This is a genomic window from Thalassospira marina (assembly GCF_002844375.1).
GTDB lineage: Bacteria > Pseudomonadota > Alphaproteobacteria > Rhodospirillales > Thalassospiraceae > Thalassospira > Thalassospira marina.
This window is the reverse complement of record NZ_CP024199.1, coordinates 3,355,393-3,371,758: the sequence shown is the minus strand read 5'-3', so window position 1 is coordinate 3,371,758 and position 16,366 is coordinate 3,355,393. Positions and strand designations below refer to the sequence as shown.

At 56.1% G+C, this 16,366-nt stretch carries 19 protein-coding genes; 1 reads left to right on the top strand and 18 read right to left on the bottom strand.

All coding sequences use genetic code 11. From position 1 onward, the window contains the following. Positions 1-35: 35 nt before the first annotated feature. From CSC3H3_RS24450 to gpJ, 6 genes are read right to left on the bottom strand one after another with little or no spacing between them, the layout of a single operon-like run. Positions 36-464 (bottom strand): transglutaminase-like cysteine peptidase, encoded by a 429-nt coding sequence (locus CSC3H3_RS24450; protein ID WP_157831923.1) that lies wholly within the window; start codon positions 462-464, stop codon positions 36-38. Beyond that, positions 455-655 carry a hypothetical protein gene (locus CSC3H3_RS24445; protein WP_157831922.1) on the bottom strand — a complete coding sequence of 67 codons (201 nt, stop codon included), beginning with the start codon at positions 653-655 and terminating at the stop codon, positions 455-457. Before CSC3H3_RS24445 ends, CSC3H3_RS24450 begins: the two co-directional genes overlap by 10 nt. A 9-nt stretch (positions 656-664) precedes the next feature. Then, positions 665-895 carry a hypothetical protein gene (locus CSC3H3_RS24440; protein ID WP_157831921.1) on the bottom strand — a complete coding sequence of 77 codons (231 nt, stop codon included), beginning with the start codon at positions 893-895 and terminating at the stop codon, positions 665-667. 2 nt (positions 896-897) lie between these two features. After that, positions 898-1,278 carry a hypothetical protein gene (locus CSC3H3_RS15390; protein ID WP_101285414.1) on the bottom strand — a complete coding sequence of 127 codons (381 nt, stop codon included), beginning with the start codon at positions 1,276-1,278 and terminating at the stop codon, positions 898-900. Continuing rightward, positions 1,275-3,380, bottom strand: coding sequence for a hypothetical protein (locus CSC3H3_RS15385; RefSeq protein ID WP_101285413.1), 2,106 nt, complete (start codon positions 3,378-3,380; stop codon positions 1,275-1,277). The genes CSC3H3_RS15390 and CSC3H3_RS15385 overlap by 4 nt, the downstream gene beginning before the upstream one ends. A gap of 2 nt (positions 3,381-3,382) precedes the next feature. Then, the gene (gene gpJ / locus CSC3H3_RS15380) at positions 3,383-7,747 is read right to left on the bottom strand and encodes a TipJ family phage tail tip protein (RefSeq protein ID WP_101285412.1); all 4,365 of its coding nucleotides are present in this window, start codon (positions 7,745-7,747) and stop codon (positions 3,383-3,385) included. Between the two features lie 58 nt (positions 7,748-7,805). Here gpJ and CSC3H3_RS15375 point away from each other — a divergent pair, with 58 nt between their 5' ends. Next, a complete protein-coding gene (locus tag CSC3H3_RS15375; protein ID WP_101285411.1) occupies positions 7,806-8,150 on the top strand; it encodes a hypothetical protein in 345 nt (114 codons plus the stop codon). A gap of 5 nt (positions 8,151-8,155) precedes the next feature. Here CSC3H3_RS15375 and CSC3H3_RS15370 read toward each other — a convergent pair whose 3' ends face one another. The 12 genes from CSC3H3_RS15370 to CSC3H3_RS15320 all read right to left on the bottom strand — a co-directional run bounded on the left by CSC3H3_RS15370 (position 8,156) and on the right by CSC3H3_RS15320 (position 16,350). Continuing rightward, positions 8,156-8,572: an NlpC/P60 family protein gene (locus CSC3H3_RS15370; protein ID WP_101285410.1), complete on the bottom strand. Its 417-nt coding sequence runs from the start codon at positions 8,570-8,572 to the stop codon at positions 8,156-8,158. A 2-nt stretch (positions 8,573-8,574) separates the two neighbouring features. Beyond that, positions 8,575-9,105: a DUF1833 family protein gene (locus tag CSC3H3_RS15365; RefSeq protein ID WP_101285409.1), complete on the bottom strand. Its 531-nt coding sequence runs from the start codon at positions 9,103-9,105 to the stop codon at positions 8,575-8,577. Next, positions 9,080-9,448 (bottom strand): hypothetical protein, encoded by a 369-nt coding sequence (locus tag CSC3H3_RS15360; RefSeq protein ID WP_101285408.1) that lies wholly within the window; start codon positions 9,446-9,448, stop codon positions 9,080-9,082. Before CSC3H3_RS15360 ends, CSC3H3_RS15365 begins: the two co-directional genes overlap by 26 nt. Positions 9,449-9,451: 3 nt before the next feature. Further along, positions 9,452-12,289, bottom strand: a complete 2,838-nt coding sequence (locus CSC3H3_RS15355) for a tape measure protein (protein WP_101285407.1) — start codon at positions 12,287-12,289, stop codon at positions 9,452-9,454. Positions 12,290-12,292: 3 nt separating this feature from the next. Beyond that, positions 12,293-12,586 (bottom strand): DUF1799 domain-containing protein, encoded by a 294-nt coding sequence (locus tag CSC3H3_RS15350; RefSeq protein ID WP_101285406.1) that lies wholly within the window; start codon positions 12,584-12,586, stop codon positions 12,293-12,295. A 71-nt stretch (positions 12,587-12,657) separates the two neighbouring features. Next, positions 12,658-12,996, bottom strand: coding sequence for a hypothetical protein (locus CSC3H3_RS15345; protein ID WP_101285405.1), 339 nt, complete (start codon positions 12,994-12,996; stop codon positions 12,658-12,660). Between the two features lie 71 nt (positions 12,997-13,067). Continuing rightward, positions 13,068-13,997, bottom strand: a complete 930-nt coding sequence (locus CSC3H3_RS15340) for a phage tail tube protein (RefSeq protein WP_101285404.1) — start codon at positions 13,995-13,997, stop codon at positions 13,068-13,070. A 6-nt stretch (positions 13,998-14,003) separates the two neighbouring features. Further along, positions 14,004-14,129: a hypothetical protein gene (locus CSC3H3_RS25105; protein WP_281262531.1), complete on the bottom strand. Its 126-nt coding sequence runs from the start codon at positions 14,127-14,129 to the stop codon at positions 14,004-14,006. Positions 14,130-14,151: 22 nt separating this feature from the next. Then, positions 14,152-14,577 carry a phage tail terminator protein gene (locus CSC3H3_RS15335; RefSeq protein ID WP_101285403.1) on the bottom strand — a complete coding sequence of 142 codons (426 nt, stop codon included), beginning with the start codon at positions 14,575-14,577 and terminating at the stop codon, positions 14,152-14,154. Positions 14,578-14,581: 4 nt separating this feature from the next. Next, positions 14,582-14,986, bottom strand: a complete 405-nt coding sequence (locus CSC3H3_RS15330) for a gp436 family protein (RefSeq protein WP_157831920.1) — start codon at positions 14,984-14,986, stop codon at positions 14,582-14,584. A 1-nt stretch (position 14,987) separates the two neighbouring features. Further along, entirely contained in the window at positions 14,988-15,404 is a 417-nt protein-coding gene (locus CSC3H3_RS15325; protein WP_101285401.1) for an HI1506-related protein, read from the bottom strand. Between the two features lie 43 nt (positions 15,405-15,447). Then, positions 15,448-16,350, bottom strand: a complete 903-nt coding sequence (locus CSC3H3_RS15320; RefSeq protein ID WP_101285400.1) for a Mu-like prophage major head subunit gpT family protein — start codon at positions 16,348-16,350, stop codon at positions 15,448-15,450. Positions 16,351-16,366 lie beyond the last annotated feature (16 nt).

The following is a 16,366-nucleotide window of genomic DNA, read 5'->3' as shown; positions in this document are numbered from 1 at the left end:
GTTCAGGGTGCGTCAACACCCTGACCCCCGCCTTTTTAGACAGGGGTAATTTTATCCTCAATCCTCACCCACGCCTGATCCATCGACTTGCCCCACTGGCTTTGGGCGATGAAGTGATAGGTGCTGGCGAGGTCGGCATAGCCCATAACGCTGTCCTGGCGGTTATCAAGCACATAAACCCCGCGATCCGTGTTGATCATGAGAACAAGGTGGCCGGTGCCGGTTTCGGTTTGGCAGTACGCCACCGCCTGGTGTTGCCAGGCGATCCCTTTTTTGATCAGGTTTTGCGAGCACCACAGGGCGAAATCCTCGCAATCCCCTTCAGGTCGTTTGTTATCGGGAATGCTCCAATATTCCTGCTTGTGGTACTTGTCGATGTCCGCGCGGTAGTCAAAGCCGGTGCGGGCCTGCCAGTGAACATCTTTAATAATGCCCCATAGCGGTCGGGTGAGTTTTAGCTGCATTGATCGGCCTCCGGGTTGCGGGCGCAAAACTCGGTCGCGCCATGCAGCGGCGCGTGGCTGCCCGATGTGATAGGCCGTCCGCCGGGTGGTGGCAGTTCCGGGTCGCAGCCCGCAAGGGCAAGCAGCCCGGCCATCAGGCCGCAAAGCAGGGCATACGGGGCAAAACAGCGGCCAAACGCTTTGTCTGTCATTTCTCCCCCCTACGCCGTGCGTTTCCAGTGATAGACGGTGGTTTCGGTAGTGTCTGCCGCAGTTACCGTGGTGGTGCCGATCAACTCCCATGTACCGGGAGAGGTTGGCGCAGTGTCATTGACTGTCGCCAGAACCTGACCCGGTTCAGACTGAACCGCACCATCTGCCTTTGTCCCCTGTGCTTTTGTCGCGAATTTTTTAAAGCACAGCTCAAGCGTCTGTCGGAGATCGTGTTTCATTTTCACGCCCACCTCACAAGCTGGTTGTTAGGGGTAATCAACAGGTGTTCGCCGGTCGCATCGAAATGCGCCTGATCAAAGGCGGTGATAATCGCGTGAATGCGGTCATTGCAGAGCACATTCATGTGAAAGCGATTATCGATTTGCGCGGGTGTCACGATGTTCCCGGCTTCATCCATTTCCGGCTGGGTGATTTGCAACCGGCCAATCGGCACCAACTGCCATTCGTGGGTGGCGGCGATCCAGTTCTGCCCGTCGTGAAACAGGCTGTCTGATTGGGTTTCGCCGGTCTGTTCATTGGTTACGGTGGTGGACAGGGCGGCAATCATTGCGGCCTCGCTTGCGGCAATAAGGCACAGGTCAAGGTTCAGTGGAGAAATCATTTCGTCACCATTGCGTTTAGGTCACTGTCAGAAAGGGGAAGATTGTATACCGCGAACCTTTTGATGGTGAGTTCGCTCTGCGGCCCCCACCACAGCTTGCCGAATAAAATCCGACATAGACCTGGCGGATATCTATTTTCAGCGGAAGTAGTTTGCAAAGGTGAGCTCGCACTTTTTACCGAAAGTGTTTCATGTTCGGTGCGCAATACTGTCAGTTCATCGCTGGCATCAGCGGTCGTGTCACAAAAAAGACGGTCTGTACCGACGCGGTAGCTCGACCGGATATCTTTGACGTCCCCGTGTCGAAACTCGTATATTTCAATCGTGTTTGTGTTTGTGTCGTCGTAGACCTGCATTAGATTGGTCGCACTGTCAGTTCCAAGCGGACTGAACGCGTCGATTAAAAATGTATGGCCCTTCGCGTTGCTATCCCATCCTTCAAAAGGGATCAGCTCGGTCAACTTTAGGTCTGCCCAATGAATATCGGTATTTGACGCCACGCTGTCAGCACGCAGATGCAGTTCAAGCGTGCCGTATGGAATGGTGATGTCACCTGCATAACCGGGATTGATTTGCCTGTGTCCCAATTTGACGCCACCCGCACCGATGAAATGAAATGATCGGGAATAGCCATTATCTGCATTAAATAGCAGACGAAAACGCTTGCCCTGCCATGAAGCAGGCACGTCGATACCCGCGATGACTGCCCCGGTCGTAGGACTGAAAACAACCAGCCCGCGCGTCTCATCTTGGGAAATTACACAGTCGTTTACAGGAAAAACGCCATTAATCGATGCAGTGAAATCCTGGTCAAATACGATAGTGCTTTCGACAGGGCCTATGGTCAAAACATCCGCAGTGGTTACAGCAGCCGCGCCCTGCGTAATAACAGGGACAAATGACGGAGCCGCACTGACTTCGCACTGATTAAGGATGAACCAAACAGTCGATCCCGCCTCCGCGATAATTGCGCACTTACCTGATTTATTGTCAGGCAAATCCACAGTTTTGTGAATACGTTCGTACCCAGTGTTTGTGAAGTTTTGAGCGCCAAAACCACCGGCCATATCAACTCTGCCGCCATTGGTGGTACGGCACCATGCGGAGATTGTCGTTACTGCGCCGGGGGAACCCGTGTTCCCATCAACCAACACGAAAACAGACGAGCTTCCCAAGCTGTTATCCACCTTGAAAACATTCCCGTTTAAGGTGCCTTCGCGCAGCAACTGTTTCAGAATGTGAATTTTGCCCAGTTCTTCGGCATCATCCTGAACACTCACAATGGCGTTTGCATCACCATAAGGCCCTTGAATGCCGGTTAAATCTGTCGGGGTAGCGTTCCAGTTCGCGCATGAACTGCGGTAAGCCGGTAAGGTCAATTTCCCCTTATACTCTTGGGTTTCCGGGTCGAACCAATCACGCTGCGTGCCATTTTCGACCATTGTGTATTGGCCGCGTGCATTGAATCCAATGCCTTTACCGGGCCGCGAAAATTCAAAAGGCGCGTCCAGCGGTTGTCCCGGAACAGCCAGATCAAACAGGCAGGGAGGCGTTTCGCTCCGCCATGCCGGTTCGGTCGGAATGGCTTTGAGCAATGCTTCCTCATAAAGCACCTCCCCAAGTGACGCTAAACCGATCAGGATTGAGGACAGGGCCGGTGTCAGCAATGTTTGCTGAAGGCTGACCGTGGTTTTATCGGTCCCGGCCACGTAGGACGCCACCGACACCACGCTATGGATTTGGGTGGTGCCGTGCATCAGGCGCAGGACAAGGCCCGACAGGTATTTGGTCGTCTGATCGCCCGGTACGGTGAAGCTCTGGGCGTTGACGTAAGTCGGCACGTCACCCGAGGCGATCCATGTCATGTTTTTCAGGCTGTCAAATTTGACATTGCCTTGCGCATCAAGCGCGACATTCAGGCGCTCATTCAGGGTCGCGCGCGATCCGCGTGCGGCCGTGACCTCGTTTTTGGTCGTGGCCAGCGACAGGTCTTCCTGTGCCTTGATGCGGTCATTCAGATTGTTTTCATTGCCCCGAATAGCGCCAAGGACACTCTCGAGATCCTGCTGCTGCGTGTTCGGTAGGTTGGGATCAAATGCCATTGTTAAACCACTCCTTGCGCATGCCAGGTAAAGCGGGTGCCGGTTACACCGCTGACCTGAAAACCTGTTTTGGTGACTGAATTACTGATCAGTTTTGCCGTGCCGTCTTCTTCGGCCACCACCACAACGGTGGGCACGACGGCGAATTTGCGGGCAAAACTGACGTCCTGGGGCATGTCATCGAGGGCGATGATACCGCTGCCTGCATCAACCTCGTCGGGTGCATCACAATGGATGGTCATGTCAGAGGCATAGGCCTCGACCACCCAGCTTTGAGAGCGGGTTGAGACCCGAATGTGGCCATAGCGCGCCGTGCCTTCAAAATGACCGATGACGGGCCGGGCATCGCTTAAATCCGGCTCCATGCCCAGTTCCAGCACCACACCAATGGTGGCGTTGTCAGGTTTGAGCACGGACGGGCTGCGGGTGGCCAGGACGGCGGGCGGTACGTCGGCCCAGTTGATGACCCCGCTAAAATCAACGATCTCCGCTTTTTGATCAGACCACCAGACGCCCGTCAAATCCTCGCCGAAATCGATAATGTCGGATTGCCATTCGGCGGCTTCCGTCAGGCGCGGGCCGACAAACCATGCCGGGGGCAGACTGGCGAGATCAGAAGGGGAAACTTCCTTTAAATCCCACATGCCGTTAAAGACCTCGATGTCGTTGGAGCCATCCGGGATTGACCAGGCGGTGCCAACAATCGACGGGCGGCGGATTTGGTTGCTATCGGTACGGCCAATCGAGCCGGTGAAGGCTCCGCCGTCGGTTGAAACCGGGAAGCTGGCCACCGCATTGCGTGCCCAGGCACGGTTTTGCGTCAGGCTGCGATCAATGGCATCCGATGCAGTGCCCTGAAAATTCACCGCGCGCAGGGTGAAATGATACGTGCCTGCCAGCGGCACTGGCACGGTCGCTGTCGTACCGGCAAATTGCACGGTTTGCGAGGCGGCAAGGCTACCGCCCAGCGAGGCCCCGGCGGAAACCGGTGTGGCAATCGTCAACTCAAACAGATCGGCATCATTTTGCGGATCGACGCTGATCGTGGCCGAGCCATTGGCAAAGGCCAGCCGCACATTCGATGGCGTTGCCGGTTTGGGAAGCTGGCCCGAGACAAACAGGGTTTCGCTGGCACTCTCATTGATCGACAGCCGGTTGCCGGATGGTGACACCGCCACCACCCAAACCTGATATTGTTTGCCCTGAAGCTCGACCGGGATGGTTATTTTGGCTGTCGTAACCGGGGCGTAAAAGATCGGGCTTTCATCCTTCAGAGCATAATAAACCTGATAGCTTGAGACCAGACGGCCCTCGGCGGGACGCCATGAAACGACCAGGCTGCTTTGGGTGACATTGCCCAGCCGCACGACCTTTTCGCTTACGGAAAGGTCAATCACCGCCGCCGGGGGCGAAATGTCGCCTGATTGCGGTGGTTGCACGGTGTCAGGGATCACGACCTGATCGGCAAGGTGGATTTCGGGGGCGGCGTCCACCAGTTCGACCAGCGCATGAAAATCATCATGCCGGGCGATATTCTTGACCAGCATGTCGCGCAGTTCGTAACCGACAATGCCGAACTGAAAGTAATTGCCCGCGACCGGAGCACTTTCGGGATCTGCAAAATCGCGCGGGGCGACCGGGTTATCGAGCGTGAGTGTGACATATTCACCGGTTTCATGCGTGACGGTGCTATATGCCGTGCCGCCCTTGGCCAGCCACATGCGAACGCAATAATCATGCTCCCCGTCAAAGGGTACGGGCTGATCGAGCGTTACGGAGGTCACGTTCCCCATTTCATCATGGGAAACCGCTTTAATGCGCCCACTGGCCACCCCGATTTTGGGCACCGGGTGGCTGACACCAACCATACTGCCCAGACCAAAGCGCAAATGCTCGTGGCCAACAATCGCGGTGGTGGTTTTTTGCCGCAACCGGGCAACCGCAAACCAGTAACGGCCTTCGCGCCAGGCCATGTCATCGCCGTCACAGCCTTCAAGCTGAAGGACTTCAAACAGAGTTGAGTTATTGGCGTCAAAGCCATCGCGATAGACAATCAGTTCACGGTCGTTTTCGGCCATGTCGCGCCATTGCACCCGCAAGCCATGCGGCAAATTAACAAAGGTGCGTTTGCGGGTCAGTGATTGGCAGTTTTCCGGGCCAAGATAGGAAACGCGCACCGGCTCCGGGTCTTCCCACACCACGGAATATTTCCCGGCAATCATTACCAGTTGTGCCCGACACGACGACAGTATGTCCTGGGCGCGCCTTGTTGCCGCCCGACGATCCCGGAAATAGCCGCAATAGCGAAAATAGGCGGTGTCTTCCGATTCCGGGTCGATGGCATCGGGCAGATCGCTATGCGGGGGCTTGCGGGCACAAAAATCGGCCAGGCCCAGCCACATCGGCAGGTCGATCTTTTCGACCCCGCAAGGCTGGGCCACCGCTTCACCCATCAGGCACCAGAGTGCTGCCCATGCCGGGTTTTTGGTTTCCTTCCAGTCCCATGTTTGTGTGTCGCGGTCATAAACCGGGAGCAAGCGCGACGCCCTGACACTGAAACGATCCAGCAGCCCCTGAAGCTGATCCCCCGCCTTGGCGCGAAAGCTGATGGTGGCAATGCCCTTTTTGCTGATTGGCGGTTTGTGGAGGATGTTTTTCACCGCCGTGATATACAGATCATCGCGGACACGCGGGCTGTCGCTATCAGCCGTTAACCGCCTTGTGCGGATCGCGTACCGCCCGTGCGACGGCAGTGGTATCCGTACCGACCGGCGCACCGAATTCTCACTGGCCGCCGTCATCGACAGGCTGATGCGTTCAATGTTGGGCGCCGACGTCATATAGCTGATCTCGGGATCGTCATACATCATCCAGTCGGGATCAGACGCGGGGAAATTGTTCGGTATCCATTTCGAAGGTGTGCCCCGTGGCACCGTCACCCAATAGGTGCCAAGATGCACGGCTATTTCGAGACGTTTCCCGACGGGAGGGGTGATCGTATGGGTCTGCGACCCGCCGGGGGCAATCTGGCTGCTTTGCCAGACCATGATAAAACTTGAGGGAAATATGACCCCCACCAGATCATTGCGATCCGGATCGTAGGTACGCACATAGACCTGATACTGATAACCCGCTAACGGGTGAGAGCCGAAATAAGAGCCTGCGCGCGAAAAAAGTGTGATCGTAACGGGACCGTTCACCGGGTAGTCGGTGCGGTAAACCGCCCAGCGTTCACCAGCGGGCACGAAAACACGGGTGAGAAAGCTGCTCGCTTCCGTGGGGGCCGCCGAACTGGGGGCAGAGACATATTCCTCATCGACATCAAGGCGCTTGATGTCGATCTTGGCTTCGACCGTGCGGTTCTGGCGATTACCGTTGTCGTCAAAATAGACCAGCCCGGTGCAGGCATAGTCAATCACCAGTTCGTCGGCCTCGCGGCTCTCGACAATCACCGGGCTCTGGTTGGTGATGCGAATGTTATAATTGTCGGTCTGCGGCTGATCGGCAAACAGGGTTGATGGCGCATCCTCCATCCAGCCTTCACGATATTCAAGCTCGACATTTTCAAAATTCGCCACCGGGGTGGTGCCAAAACGCGGCTCGGAAAACCGCATTGGTCCATAGCCGCAGCCCAGCGTGACGCGGGCATAAACATCATCGCCGACATTTTCGGTAAAAAACTCCGTCACGCGCGGCGGCGTGATGCGCTTGATGCCAAAAAGCTGCGGGATCGGGCCATAGGGATCGGGGTCGTTGGCAACGCCATCCAGCGACCATGTGGGACTTTCCGTATTGCGGCTGAAATCACCGCGTGCCGCCGAAATATTGGCGGTCGGGGGTGGTGCAATCGAATTGATCAGGATATTGCCAACAGCTGTGACGGCGGCACCGGCAGCAGCACCAATGGCGGCAGAGGCAGCAGGGCCATAACCTGCTCCTGCGGCCCATCCAGCAGTTGCGCCACCTGTGTAAATCGAAACCGCGATCACGACGATGGTTAGTAAGATGCGTACCGGACTCTTGCCACCACCGCCTTTGCCGGGCCGCAAGGTCACAGCCAGCGACATGCCCGGCTTAACCCGCACACGATACCACAGCTCGGCGGGGATCAGCATTTGCGCCGATGAAATATTCCAGTCGCCGAGCCAGACCTGCACGTCAAGCCCACCGAGCGGACGTGCCTGGTCATCGATTAAGAGTTCATCAATCTCACCACGTTGGCGCATCTCGCACAGCATCTCGGCAATGGTTTTGCCCTGTGCTGGCAAGACATGCTCGACTGGCATCGGATTAAAAACAGATTTGCTCGCAAGAACGCGAATAGTCTGATTTTGCAGGTTGTTCATCTGCTCGGGGATTTTAGACATGACAGCCCTCGCAACCCTGAATAGTCTTTGACAACAAATTCAAAAAAGGGGCGTTGAAATGCGAAGTTTGATTACTGTTATGTGCCTTTTGATGTTGACGGCCTGCGGGGCAAATAGCCTTCAAGATTTGAAGGCAAGCTCTTATCACCGAACAACAATTGTCGATGGTAACTACCAGGATGTTTTCAGGTGTTATACGCCGTACATGTATGGTGGCCGTGGCCACATTTACACAGAACGCAAGGTTGCGGAGCACGTTTACGCGACTAACGGCACTTGGTATGGAGTTGCTCAATTTACGCAGGTCACGCCAAATAGCACCAAAATCGAGATGTGGCACAAAATTGAGAGCATCATTGATCGTGATTATGCTTGGGCAGTAGGCTGCGCACAAAAGTCCTGACCCCATCACGCCCCTCCTTCAAAGGCATAAAACCCCTCAATGCGGCTTTCCGGCCATGCCGGGGCGGCCAGACGCTCACAAATGACCCTACCGGCGTCATCATCGGCATGAATGATCAGGCCGTCGCCGCAAACCACCGCGACATGCGAAGGCACACCGCCGGTCAACAACATCACCACACAGCGATCTTTCGGCGCATCGAGCTTGTGCCAGAGCGGCATTTCCCCGGCAAACAACCGGGAAATGCCGCGCACATCGCGCGGCTCGAAGGCGTAATCAAGCAGGGGCAATTCATTCCCAGCCTCGGTTTTTTCAATCAACCAGTGCAACCCATAACAATCCACCCCGTCAAAACCCCGTCCGCGTTTGGCAAAGGGAATGCCGACATATTTCCTTGCCCAGGGGCTGATCCCGACAATCATGATCAGACCTTTCTCGTGAAAATGTTGGGTGCAATCGAGGCATCCCAACTGTCTTTGGGATGCGGTTCGCGGGTCATATGCGGGTCCATCACAAGGGTGCCCTTGATCTCGCCCTGGTCATAACTGGCTTGCTCAAGCTCCAGCGTGATGGGGCCATATTCGGTCACATCGGGGCGTGCAGCCGAAAAGACCGACAGGGAAAACAGGGGTGAAACCGACATGGTTTCAATCGCGTCCGCAATCGGGGTTTGCCCGTTATCATCGGGAAAATTTGACATCGCCAGATCGATGCGCGGCATTTCATCCGCCGTTTCATCGGGCAGGTTCAAATCAAACGGCAAGGCAACATAGGTTTTGCCAAGACGTTCGAGATCCTCGGTGTTGTTGATCACATGCAGGGTCTCGGCCATTTCGGGATGCGAAATGTCAAGCGCGGTCAGGAAAACCTCGTCAATCTCCTGCTGTTGCACGGCCTTGGTGGCTTCCGGGCTTAAACGACCAATTTTCTCAACCACGTTCAAACTCCAGCTCATATGTCACTTCCCATTCCTGGCCGTTTTTGACCGGTTTGGGATCAGGGTTGGCATCCTTGCGAAACCAGAAGGTCAGCAGCGTGTTGCGGCGCGGATGAAGGAAAGAAAACGGCAACAGCCCACCCTCCAGCGTCTCCCAAAACCACGTCTCAAAAATCGCAACCTCGCTGCGTTTCATCGGTACCGTCACGGTCAAAGACTGGCGAGGCGGTTTTGTGTACCGCTTCATGCGGCGCGGCTTACCGCTATCCGTACTGCTTTCAAAAAAGTTGGAAACCCAGCTTTCGCGATAGCCATTGATCAGCGGGTCGGATGGAAGAGATGCGGGATAGCTTTCAACCATGTCTCACCTGTTGATCAATGATTGAGAGGTATTGAATTGCGAGCCGATTTGCTTGCCGAGCGAGCCATTGGCAATGTCATTGGCGATCATCGGTTTCAGCAGGATATAAAGCTGCTGCGCACCATTCTTCGTGCCTCGGCTTTCCACCGTCGGCTGCGCCATCTCCTGCCCGGTCTGGTTTTCAAGCGTGACCTCGAATTTCGGTTCCAGCATAATCATGCCGGTATTTCCGCCGATTGAGCCGCTCCGGCCAGCATTGAAAATGTGCCGCGGATTGTCCGCAGTCAGGACTTCCTCGTCGTCTTTAAGCACCGCTGCAAGCTCGCCCGGTTTCAGGCCGGGAATACGGCCAGTATGAAAACGCGGGGCATTGTCAAACAGGCTATGGGGCAGCATACGCGGGTTTTCCCCGCCATTACGTGCCATGCCGCCGGAATGGAAAGACCCGATCGCCGATGTATTCACCCCGGTGCGACCACCATTGTAATGTGCAGATGTGCTGTCGAAATTCGTCGTACCGCCAAAGCTGAAACCACCAATAAAACTGGTCAGAAAATCACTGGCAAAACCGGCAATCGGCTTGGCAATTTGCTGCTGGTAGATCATGCGCAAAATGTCATTGATAATGCTGTCAGCCATGTCGCCAAAGGCCTGCGAGAAGGTTTTGGTGCCGCGCGTCAGGCCGACAAAGGCGTTTTCTCCCGCCCGGTTGAAATTTGTCAAAGCGCGTTCGGTCTGGCTGGCCATATCGCTGGCTTCTTCGCCGATCTCGCGCAGGCCCCGCTTTAACCCCGCCTGCCAGTCGGTCGAGCCCTGTTCGATCAGGTACTGGTAAACCTCGTCGGCTTCCGCCTTGAATTCGGCATAGCCTTTCTGGTTGGCATCAAGCCCCTTGAGGGCTTCTTCGTACCACTGCTTCGCAGCTTCAATGTTGCGCTCCTGGGGCGACAACAAATCCAGATAACCCTGCTTGATACGCTTGATCGCATTGGCGTGCGCGGTTTGCTGCTGGGCGGTGATGACCGGCGCGGTGTTCCCGCCTCCCGGATTGTTCTCAATGCCGGCACCGGGCTCTGGCTTGGTAACGGGGGCAGGTTTTGTTTCAGCAATGCGTTTCTGATAACGCTGGGCAGCACGGCTCGCTACGTCATCGATCACGGGTGTTGCCAGATCGGCGCTCGCTTTCCAGGCATCTGCCAGCCAGTCGCGGTTGAAATTGCCCTCAACGGCCCTGTTGATCTTCTCGCCAAGGTCTGCGCGTCCCAGCTCCTCGGCAGCGGCAACACCGATTTCCTTAAGGGCTTCCTTGGCAAATTCGGTTGTCTTGCCAAAAAATTCGCCAATCTTGTCGGCGACCTGACCAGCGGTTTCCACCAGCCATGTGTAATATTTGCCAATGGCGTCAAACAGCCATTTGAAATTCAGATACAGGTCGTCAACCAGCAGGCTGCCAATGTCGCCGACACTGACAAAGGCCCCGATCATGGCGTTGATATTGCTCTTGGCAATTTCGGCAATTTTAATCCACAGATTGCCAAGTTTTTGTGACCAGCCGCCACTGGCATAGTCCTCCGCCGCCTGCCAGGCGGTCGCGCTGGCGTCGGCCATCCAGCCATAACCGGCCACCACGGCATCGCGCGTCATCTCCCACGCAGCAACTACGTAATCGGTCACGGTGGCGGTCTTGCCGTTAATCTTGACCGTCTCATCGCCAAAGGCGACAACAGCCGCCGTTGCAACCCCCAGCGCAATCGCGATCGCCCCGACCGGCGTAAAAGCAAACGCGGCCAGCCCTGCCGCTGCCCGTAAAGCCGCACCCCCAATGCTGATCAGGGTTGATGCGGTTTTGACAGCTGCGATACCGGCCAGAACGGATAAAACCTCATGCCCGTTTTGAATTACGAACTGCAAACCATCGCTGGCCAGCGCGGTGCCCTGTGCCAGCAGTTCACCAAAACTGACAGCAGCCTGCTCGATCTCCGGGCTTTTCAGAAGATCCGTAATCTCGCGGATTTCGGTTGCGAGTGTCTCCCCAAAACCCGATGTGTAGGCGGTATTGGCGCTGTCCGTGATGACATTCATCATGCGGTTCCATTCGGAGCTCGCACGTCGTGTCGCTGATGGCAAAGCCTCGCCATAGGTCTTGCGCAACTCGGCAGCAAATTTCGGCAGGAAGTCTTCCGCCGTCACCTGACCGAGTTCCAGCATCTTGCCCAGTTCCTGCGTCGAGACATTCATCGCCCGCGCGGCAATCTGAAACGCTCCGGGAATGCGCTCGCCCAGTTGGCCGCGCAACTCTTCGGCCTGAACGGTGCCTTTACTCATGACCTGCGTGATTGCGGTTAGCGCGCCCTGGGTATCGGCAGATGATTTATTAAGCACCACCATCGCTTCCGACACCGCTTCAAAAATATCCCGCGCCGGTTGGCCCTGCAGCACAGTGCCTTTGGCCGCTGCTGCAACCTGGCTATATTGGTCGGTGGTGGATTGAAGCGCGAGACCCAGCCGGTCAGCCTGGGTTCGCACATAATTCATCTCGGCAGCGGCTTTTTCATGTGTGCCTGCAACCGATAGCAGGGTGCTTTCATAGCCCTCAAAGGCGTTGCCGGTCTGGTAAATTTGGCGCACCAAAAGGCCAAGACCCAGCGTTGCAACCGCATTGCGCATGTTCAAAAACATGCCCGTCACATTGCTGGTCTGCGCTGACAAATGGTCAAAGCCCCGCCCGGCGCGACCGGAACTGTCCCTCAAACGGTCAAGCTCCGCACGCGACAGGCGCAGATCACCCACAAACCCCCTGGAATCGGCGCGCAAACGTGCGGTGATGATCAGATCACTCATGACCTACCTCGCACGCAACTCGGCAAATTTGGCGATTGCCGCCTGTTCCATAATTCGCAAATCGGCGAACAGCTCGGGCGTGATTTTCAATTCCGCCCACCGGGCCGCCAGTTCGACCCCGGCATAATCCAGCCCATAGGGCGCACCATTGGTCGCGAGCCGCCATTGGGTTGCAGCCACCAAAAACAGTTCCACCGCAGGCCAGTTTTCGGGCCGCACGGCGAATTCGCTGTTCTGTTTTTGCTGCTGTGAAAGCCATTGCGAAATCTGGTCCTCTGACGCGCCCCAGGCACGCATATCGTCAATCAGGGTGTCGGTATCGATGCTGGAATGCTGCTCGCCTGCCGCCCACTGGCGAGCAGCCCCAATCAGTTTTTTGTTTTCTGCCCCGATAACCCTTTCCAGAATTCGGTAATCAAAGGCAGGGCGACATAGGGGATTTTGATCAACGTTTCGCGCAAATCGTCGCTAAAGGTTTCGACATTGCCCTCTTCATCTTTGATACCGTCGCAGTCGATAAACACGCGACGCAGCAACACCCGGTCTTTGTGCGTATCCGCGTCTTCGTAAAGCTGTTCGGCTTCCTCGCTATCAATTGCATCGAAGGTCGCCATAAAGCTCTGTGCGGTGAAACCACCATTGTCGTTTGGTACCTTCACCTCGATTTTGCGTTTGAAGGTATGGTTCTCGCGAAGAACAAAAGTCATTTTGGAAACTCCATTAAAAGCGGTCTGAAAGCCCTCTTAATGGGCTTTGAGAGATCAATGATCAGGTGCGGTCAGGTGAATGTGAGCGTGATTTCGTCATCACCTGCATCGGGTGTAGGCGTCAGAGCCACAGCCAGCAGAACGGTACCGTCCTCGTTGCTCTGGCTTGGCGTTTTAAGCTGCACCTTGGGCATGTCGATGGTCACGATATTGCCCGCATTGGTGCCATGAACCAGTTGCAGCGCATCAAGCGTTGCGTTCTTGGCCAACGCATAAAAGTTCTTGGTGGCAATTGCCGGTTCTTCAAAGGTGGCCGATCCGCTCATCTTGCGGTCGGAAAACTTCACTTCCTCGGAATTGACGCGATCCCGATGATTGATGGTATTGCCAAGATTGAAGGTAAAGGCGGTCATCACCGCCGCATAGCCATGCAGATTGAAGGTCGGGGTGTTGGCGTTGTTGACCGGCAGGGCCGGAATGAAGGCCGAAAAATCACTGGTTGGCAGGGCTGCCGATGACGGCTCCGTCCAAAGCCCGGTAAAGCTGAACTTGAACACCGGCAGGCTGTCAGCGTTCATTTCAGCGGTGACATTGCCCCGCGCGCCGATCAGCTTGAACAGATTGCCGTCGCGATGGAAATAGATCGATGCCGACTCTTCATCCTCGGAAATCGGGTTGTAAGCAACAGATACGCCAGCATCGACAACCTCGGCCATCGCGCAGGCGCGGAGCAACGGCCCAAAGGCGGGGGCCGTGCCCGCCACCCCGGAACCGGCAATCTCGACCGTAAATTCACAGGTAACGTGCGACCCAACCGGGATTGACGGGCTGGAGCCCAGGGTCTCACGCATCAGCCCGCGATCCAGTTCCTCGCCCGCCAGCGGGGTGACGGTTGCTTCCGAAACCTGAATCGCATTGGCCGCCCCGGTCGGGCTGGCGTCCGTGCCGTAAGTCGTTTCCAGCTTGGCCAGAATGACCGTCTTGCGCCATTTGAGGCTCATGGGGTGTTACTCCTTGTCCTTTGCAGGCTTTGCAACCGGCTTTGGTTTCTCGCTTTTGACCGGCTTGCCCATATGCTCGATGCGCGTCACATCACCGGTCTTGCTGTCTTTCTGATACCGCCCGCCCTTCATGACCGGCTCCTTTCCCTAAAAATCAGGCGCGAAATTCATCGCGTGCCTGGTACGTGTCCTGCCAGAAGGCGACGCCCTCTTTAAAACCCAGCATTTTGCCCTGTCGCAGACCAAGCGGTTCAAAACCATTGCCCGGTTCCCAGCCGATCAGGGCAGTGCGGACTTGGGCCTGCAAATCCTCCAACTCGTCCGATGTCTTTTCGCCGGTGGGGTCATTCGCTCCCTTCACACACAGGACCACGGCAACATCCGCAGTTACATTCTGTACAAATGCGCCGACCGCACGGGTATTGGGTGTGGCACTATCAGCCGCCAAAAAAACGAAGGCGGCAGGAAACCGCACCAGACTGCCCCTGATCGCAGCGAGATCAAGCGCGCCGCGCACTTCACGAAGCTCGGGTATTTCGGCCTTCAGACGATCACGGATCAGTGGTGCGGGATTCGCCATAATCTCAAAACCCCATCCTGCGCGGATCGGTCATCACCGGCAGCGCATCCCCCCATTGCGGCTCATCGTCGCTGGGGATACGGCCATCGAGGACAACTTTGCCATCGGCAATCGATTGCAGCATTTTGATCGCGTCATTACGGCGATTACGAACCTCCTCGGGTGCACCCCACGGATGCAGCGCATACAGGATCAAATCGCAGGCAATAGAGGTCAAAAGAGCGGGCGGGTTTGAAAGCGGCAGCTCATAACGACCTGTCAAATAGCCATCGATCACCCCGTCGGCTTCGGCAATAGCTGCCTCAATCACGCCGGTATCCGCCACCCCGTCGCCATCGCGGTCGGCCAGCCGGGTCAGCTGATCCGCCCCGATGCGATTGCCAAGGTCGGTTGCGCTGACATAGGGCATGTCAGGCTTCCTTAACCACGAGATTGGGTTCAGCAAAAATGACCCCGATCTGATCATCGGTCAGGTCGCAAGTTTTCAGCGTCACCGGCTCCCGGCCAAAGCGCAGGCCAGCCCGGCGAAATGTCACAAGACCCCGCCGGGTTTTGACCATGATCGCCTCGGGCAACAGGAAGTCCTGGTCATCCTGGCTGTCCGTGTCCTGTTCTTCTTCGCCACCCGTCTGCCCGTCGGCCTGATCGACGACGTTTTCGGCAGTAGCGTCGCCCGCCGTCTTGTCCTGGCTATCACCGGTGTCGGCGTCGGTTTTCACCGCCACCGGGCCGGAGGAAGCTGGTTTTTCAGCTTCCTCCTGATCTTTCTTTTTCGCCGAAGATGCAGATGCCTTCGGTGCTGCATTCCCGCTTTTGCGCGCTGCCATGCTACTCTCCTATTGGGCTTCGCCATCCTGAAAGGACGCCGGATCAGACCGCAGCAAGACGGCGGTTGAGAATGATTTTGGATGTGTTGAACCATTCGTTGGTTTCGCCACCGGCGGCCAACGAATTACCGATCACCTTGCGCGCTGCACCTTCAAGCGTGCTTGGCACCATCGTGTGAGTGTGCGCAAGGCCGAGCGGGCGACCATAATCCCCCAGCAGGCCCTGCAGGCGCAGACGGGCGGCTTCATAATTTTCCGCATTCAGCGTCTGTTTGCTGCGCACGACGAGCTGCCACAGGCCGGGGCCAACATTCACGCGGGCATCAACGCCATACATGAATTTGTCGGTCATAAAGACGTTTGAATCATTCAGGTTCGTGATCGACCGGAAATCATAGTCGCGGCGTTTTTGAAAAATGAACGGCTTGATGAAGCGTGACAGATCCATCACGTACCAGGCAGAACCGGCACCACCCATATCGTTTGAAATGCTGGTTTCCTTGCCATCTGCGTCCAGAACCGGATGATCGGTATCGAACAGGTTCTGCCCGTCATAGCAAAGCGGGTTGCTTTCGATCAGTTCAACCAGCAGCTTGTTGGGATGCGCACGGGCCGAGCGCCCCATTTCCTGAAACAGCGGTCCGTACATCCCATAGGTGTCATCGTCGATCTTGTCGCGCAAAACACCTTCGGTCAGTTCGAACTTGCGGTTTTTGATCGAAAAGTCAGCGCTTTCCAGTGAATGAACAACCCGGTCGCCGATCCATTCACGCAAGTCCGGCAGCGATTTCAGCCAGGGATAGACTTCAACCGCCGTCGTGCTGGGCACCGGGGTTGCGATCATGCCTGCAACGTCATCTTCAGCGCCCAGTGACGAAAAACCCTGCTGAAACGAAGTTTTATAACCCTTGAAAAGGGCTTCAAGATTGGAGGTTGTCAAATCCATAATTACAGTCCTTTCG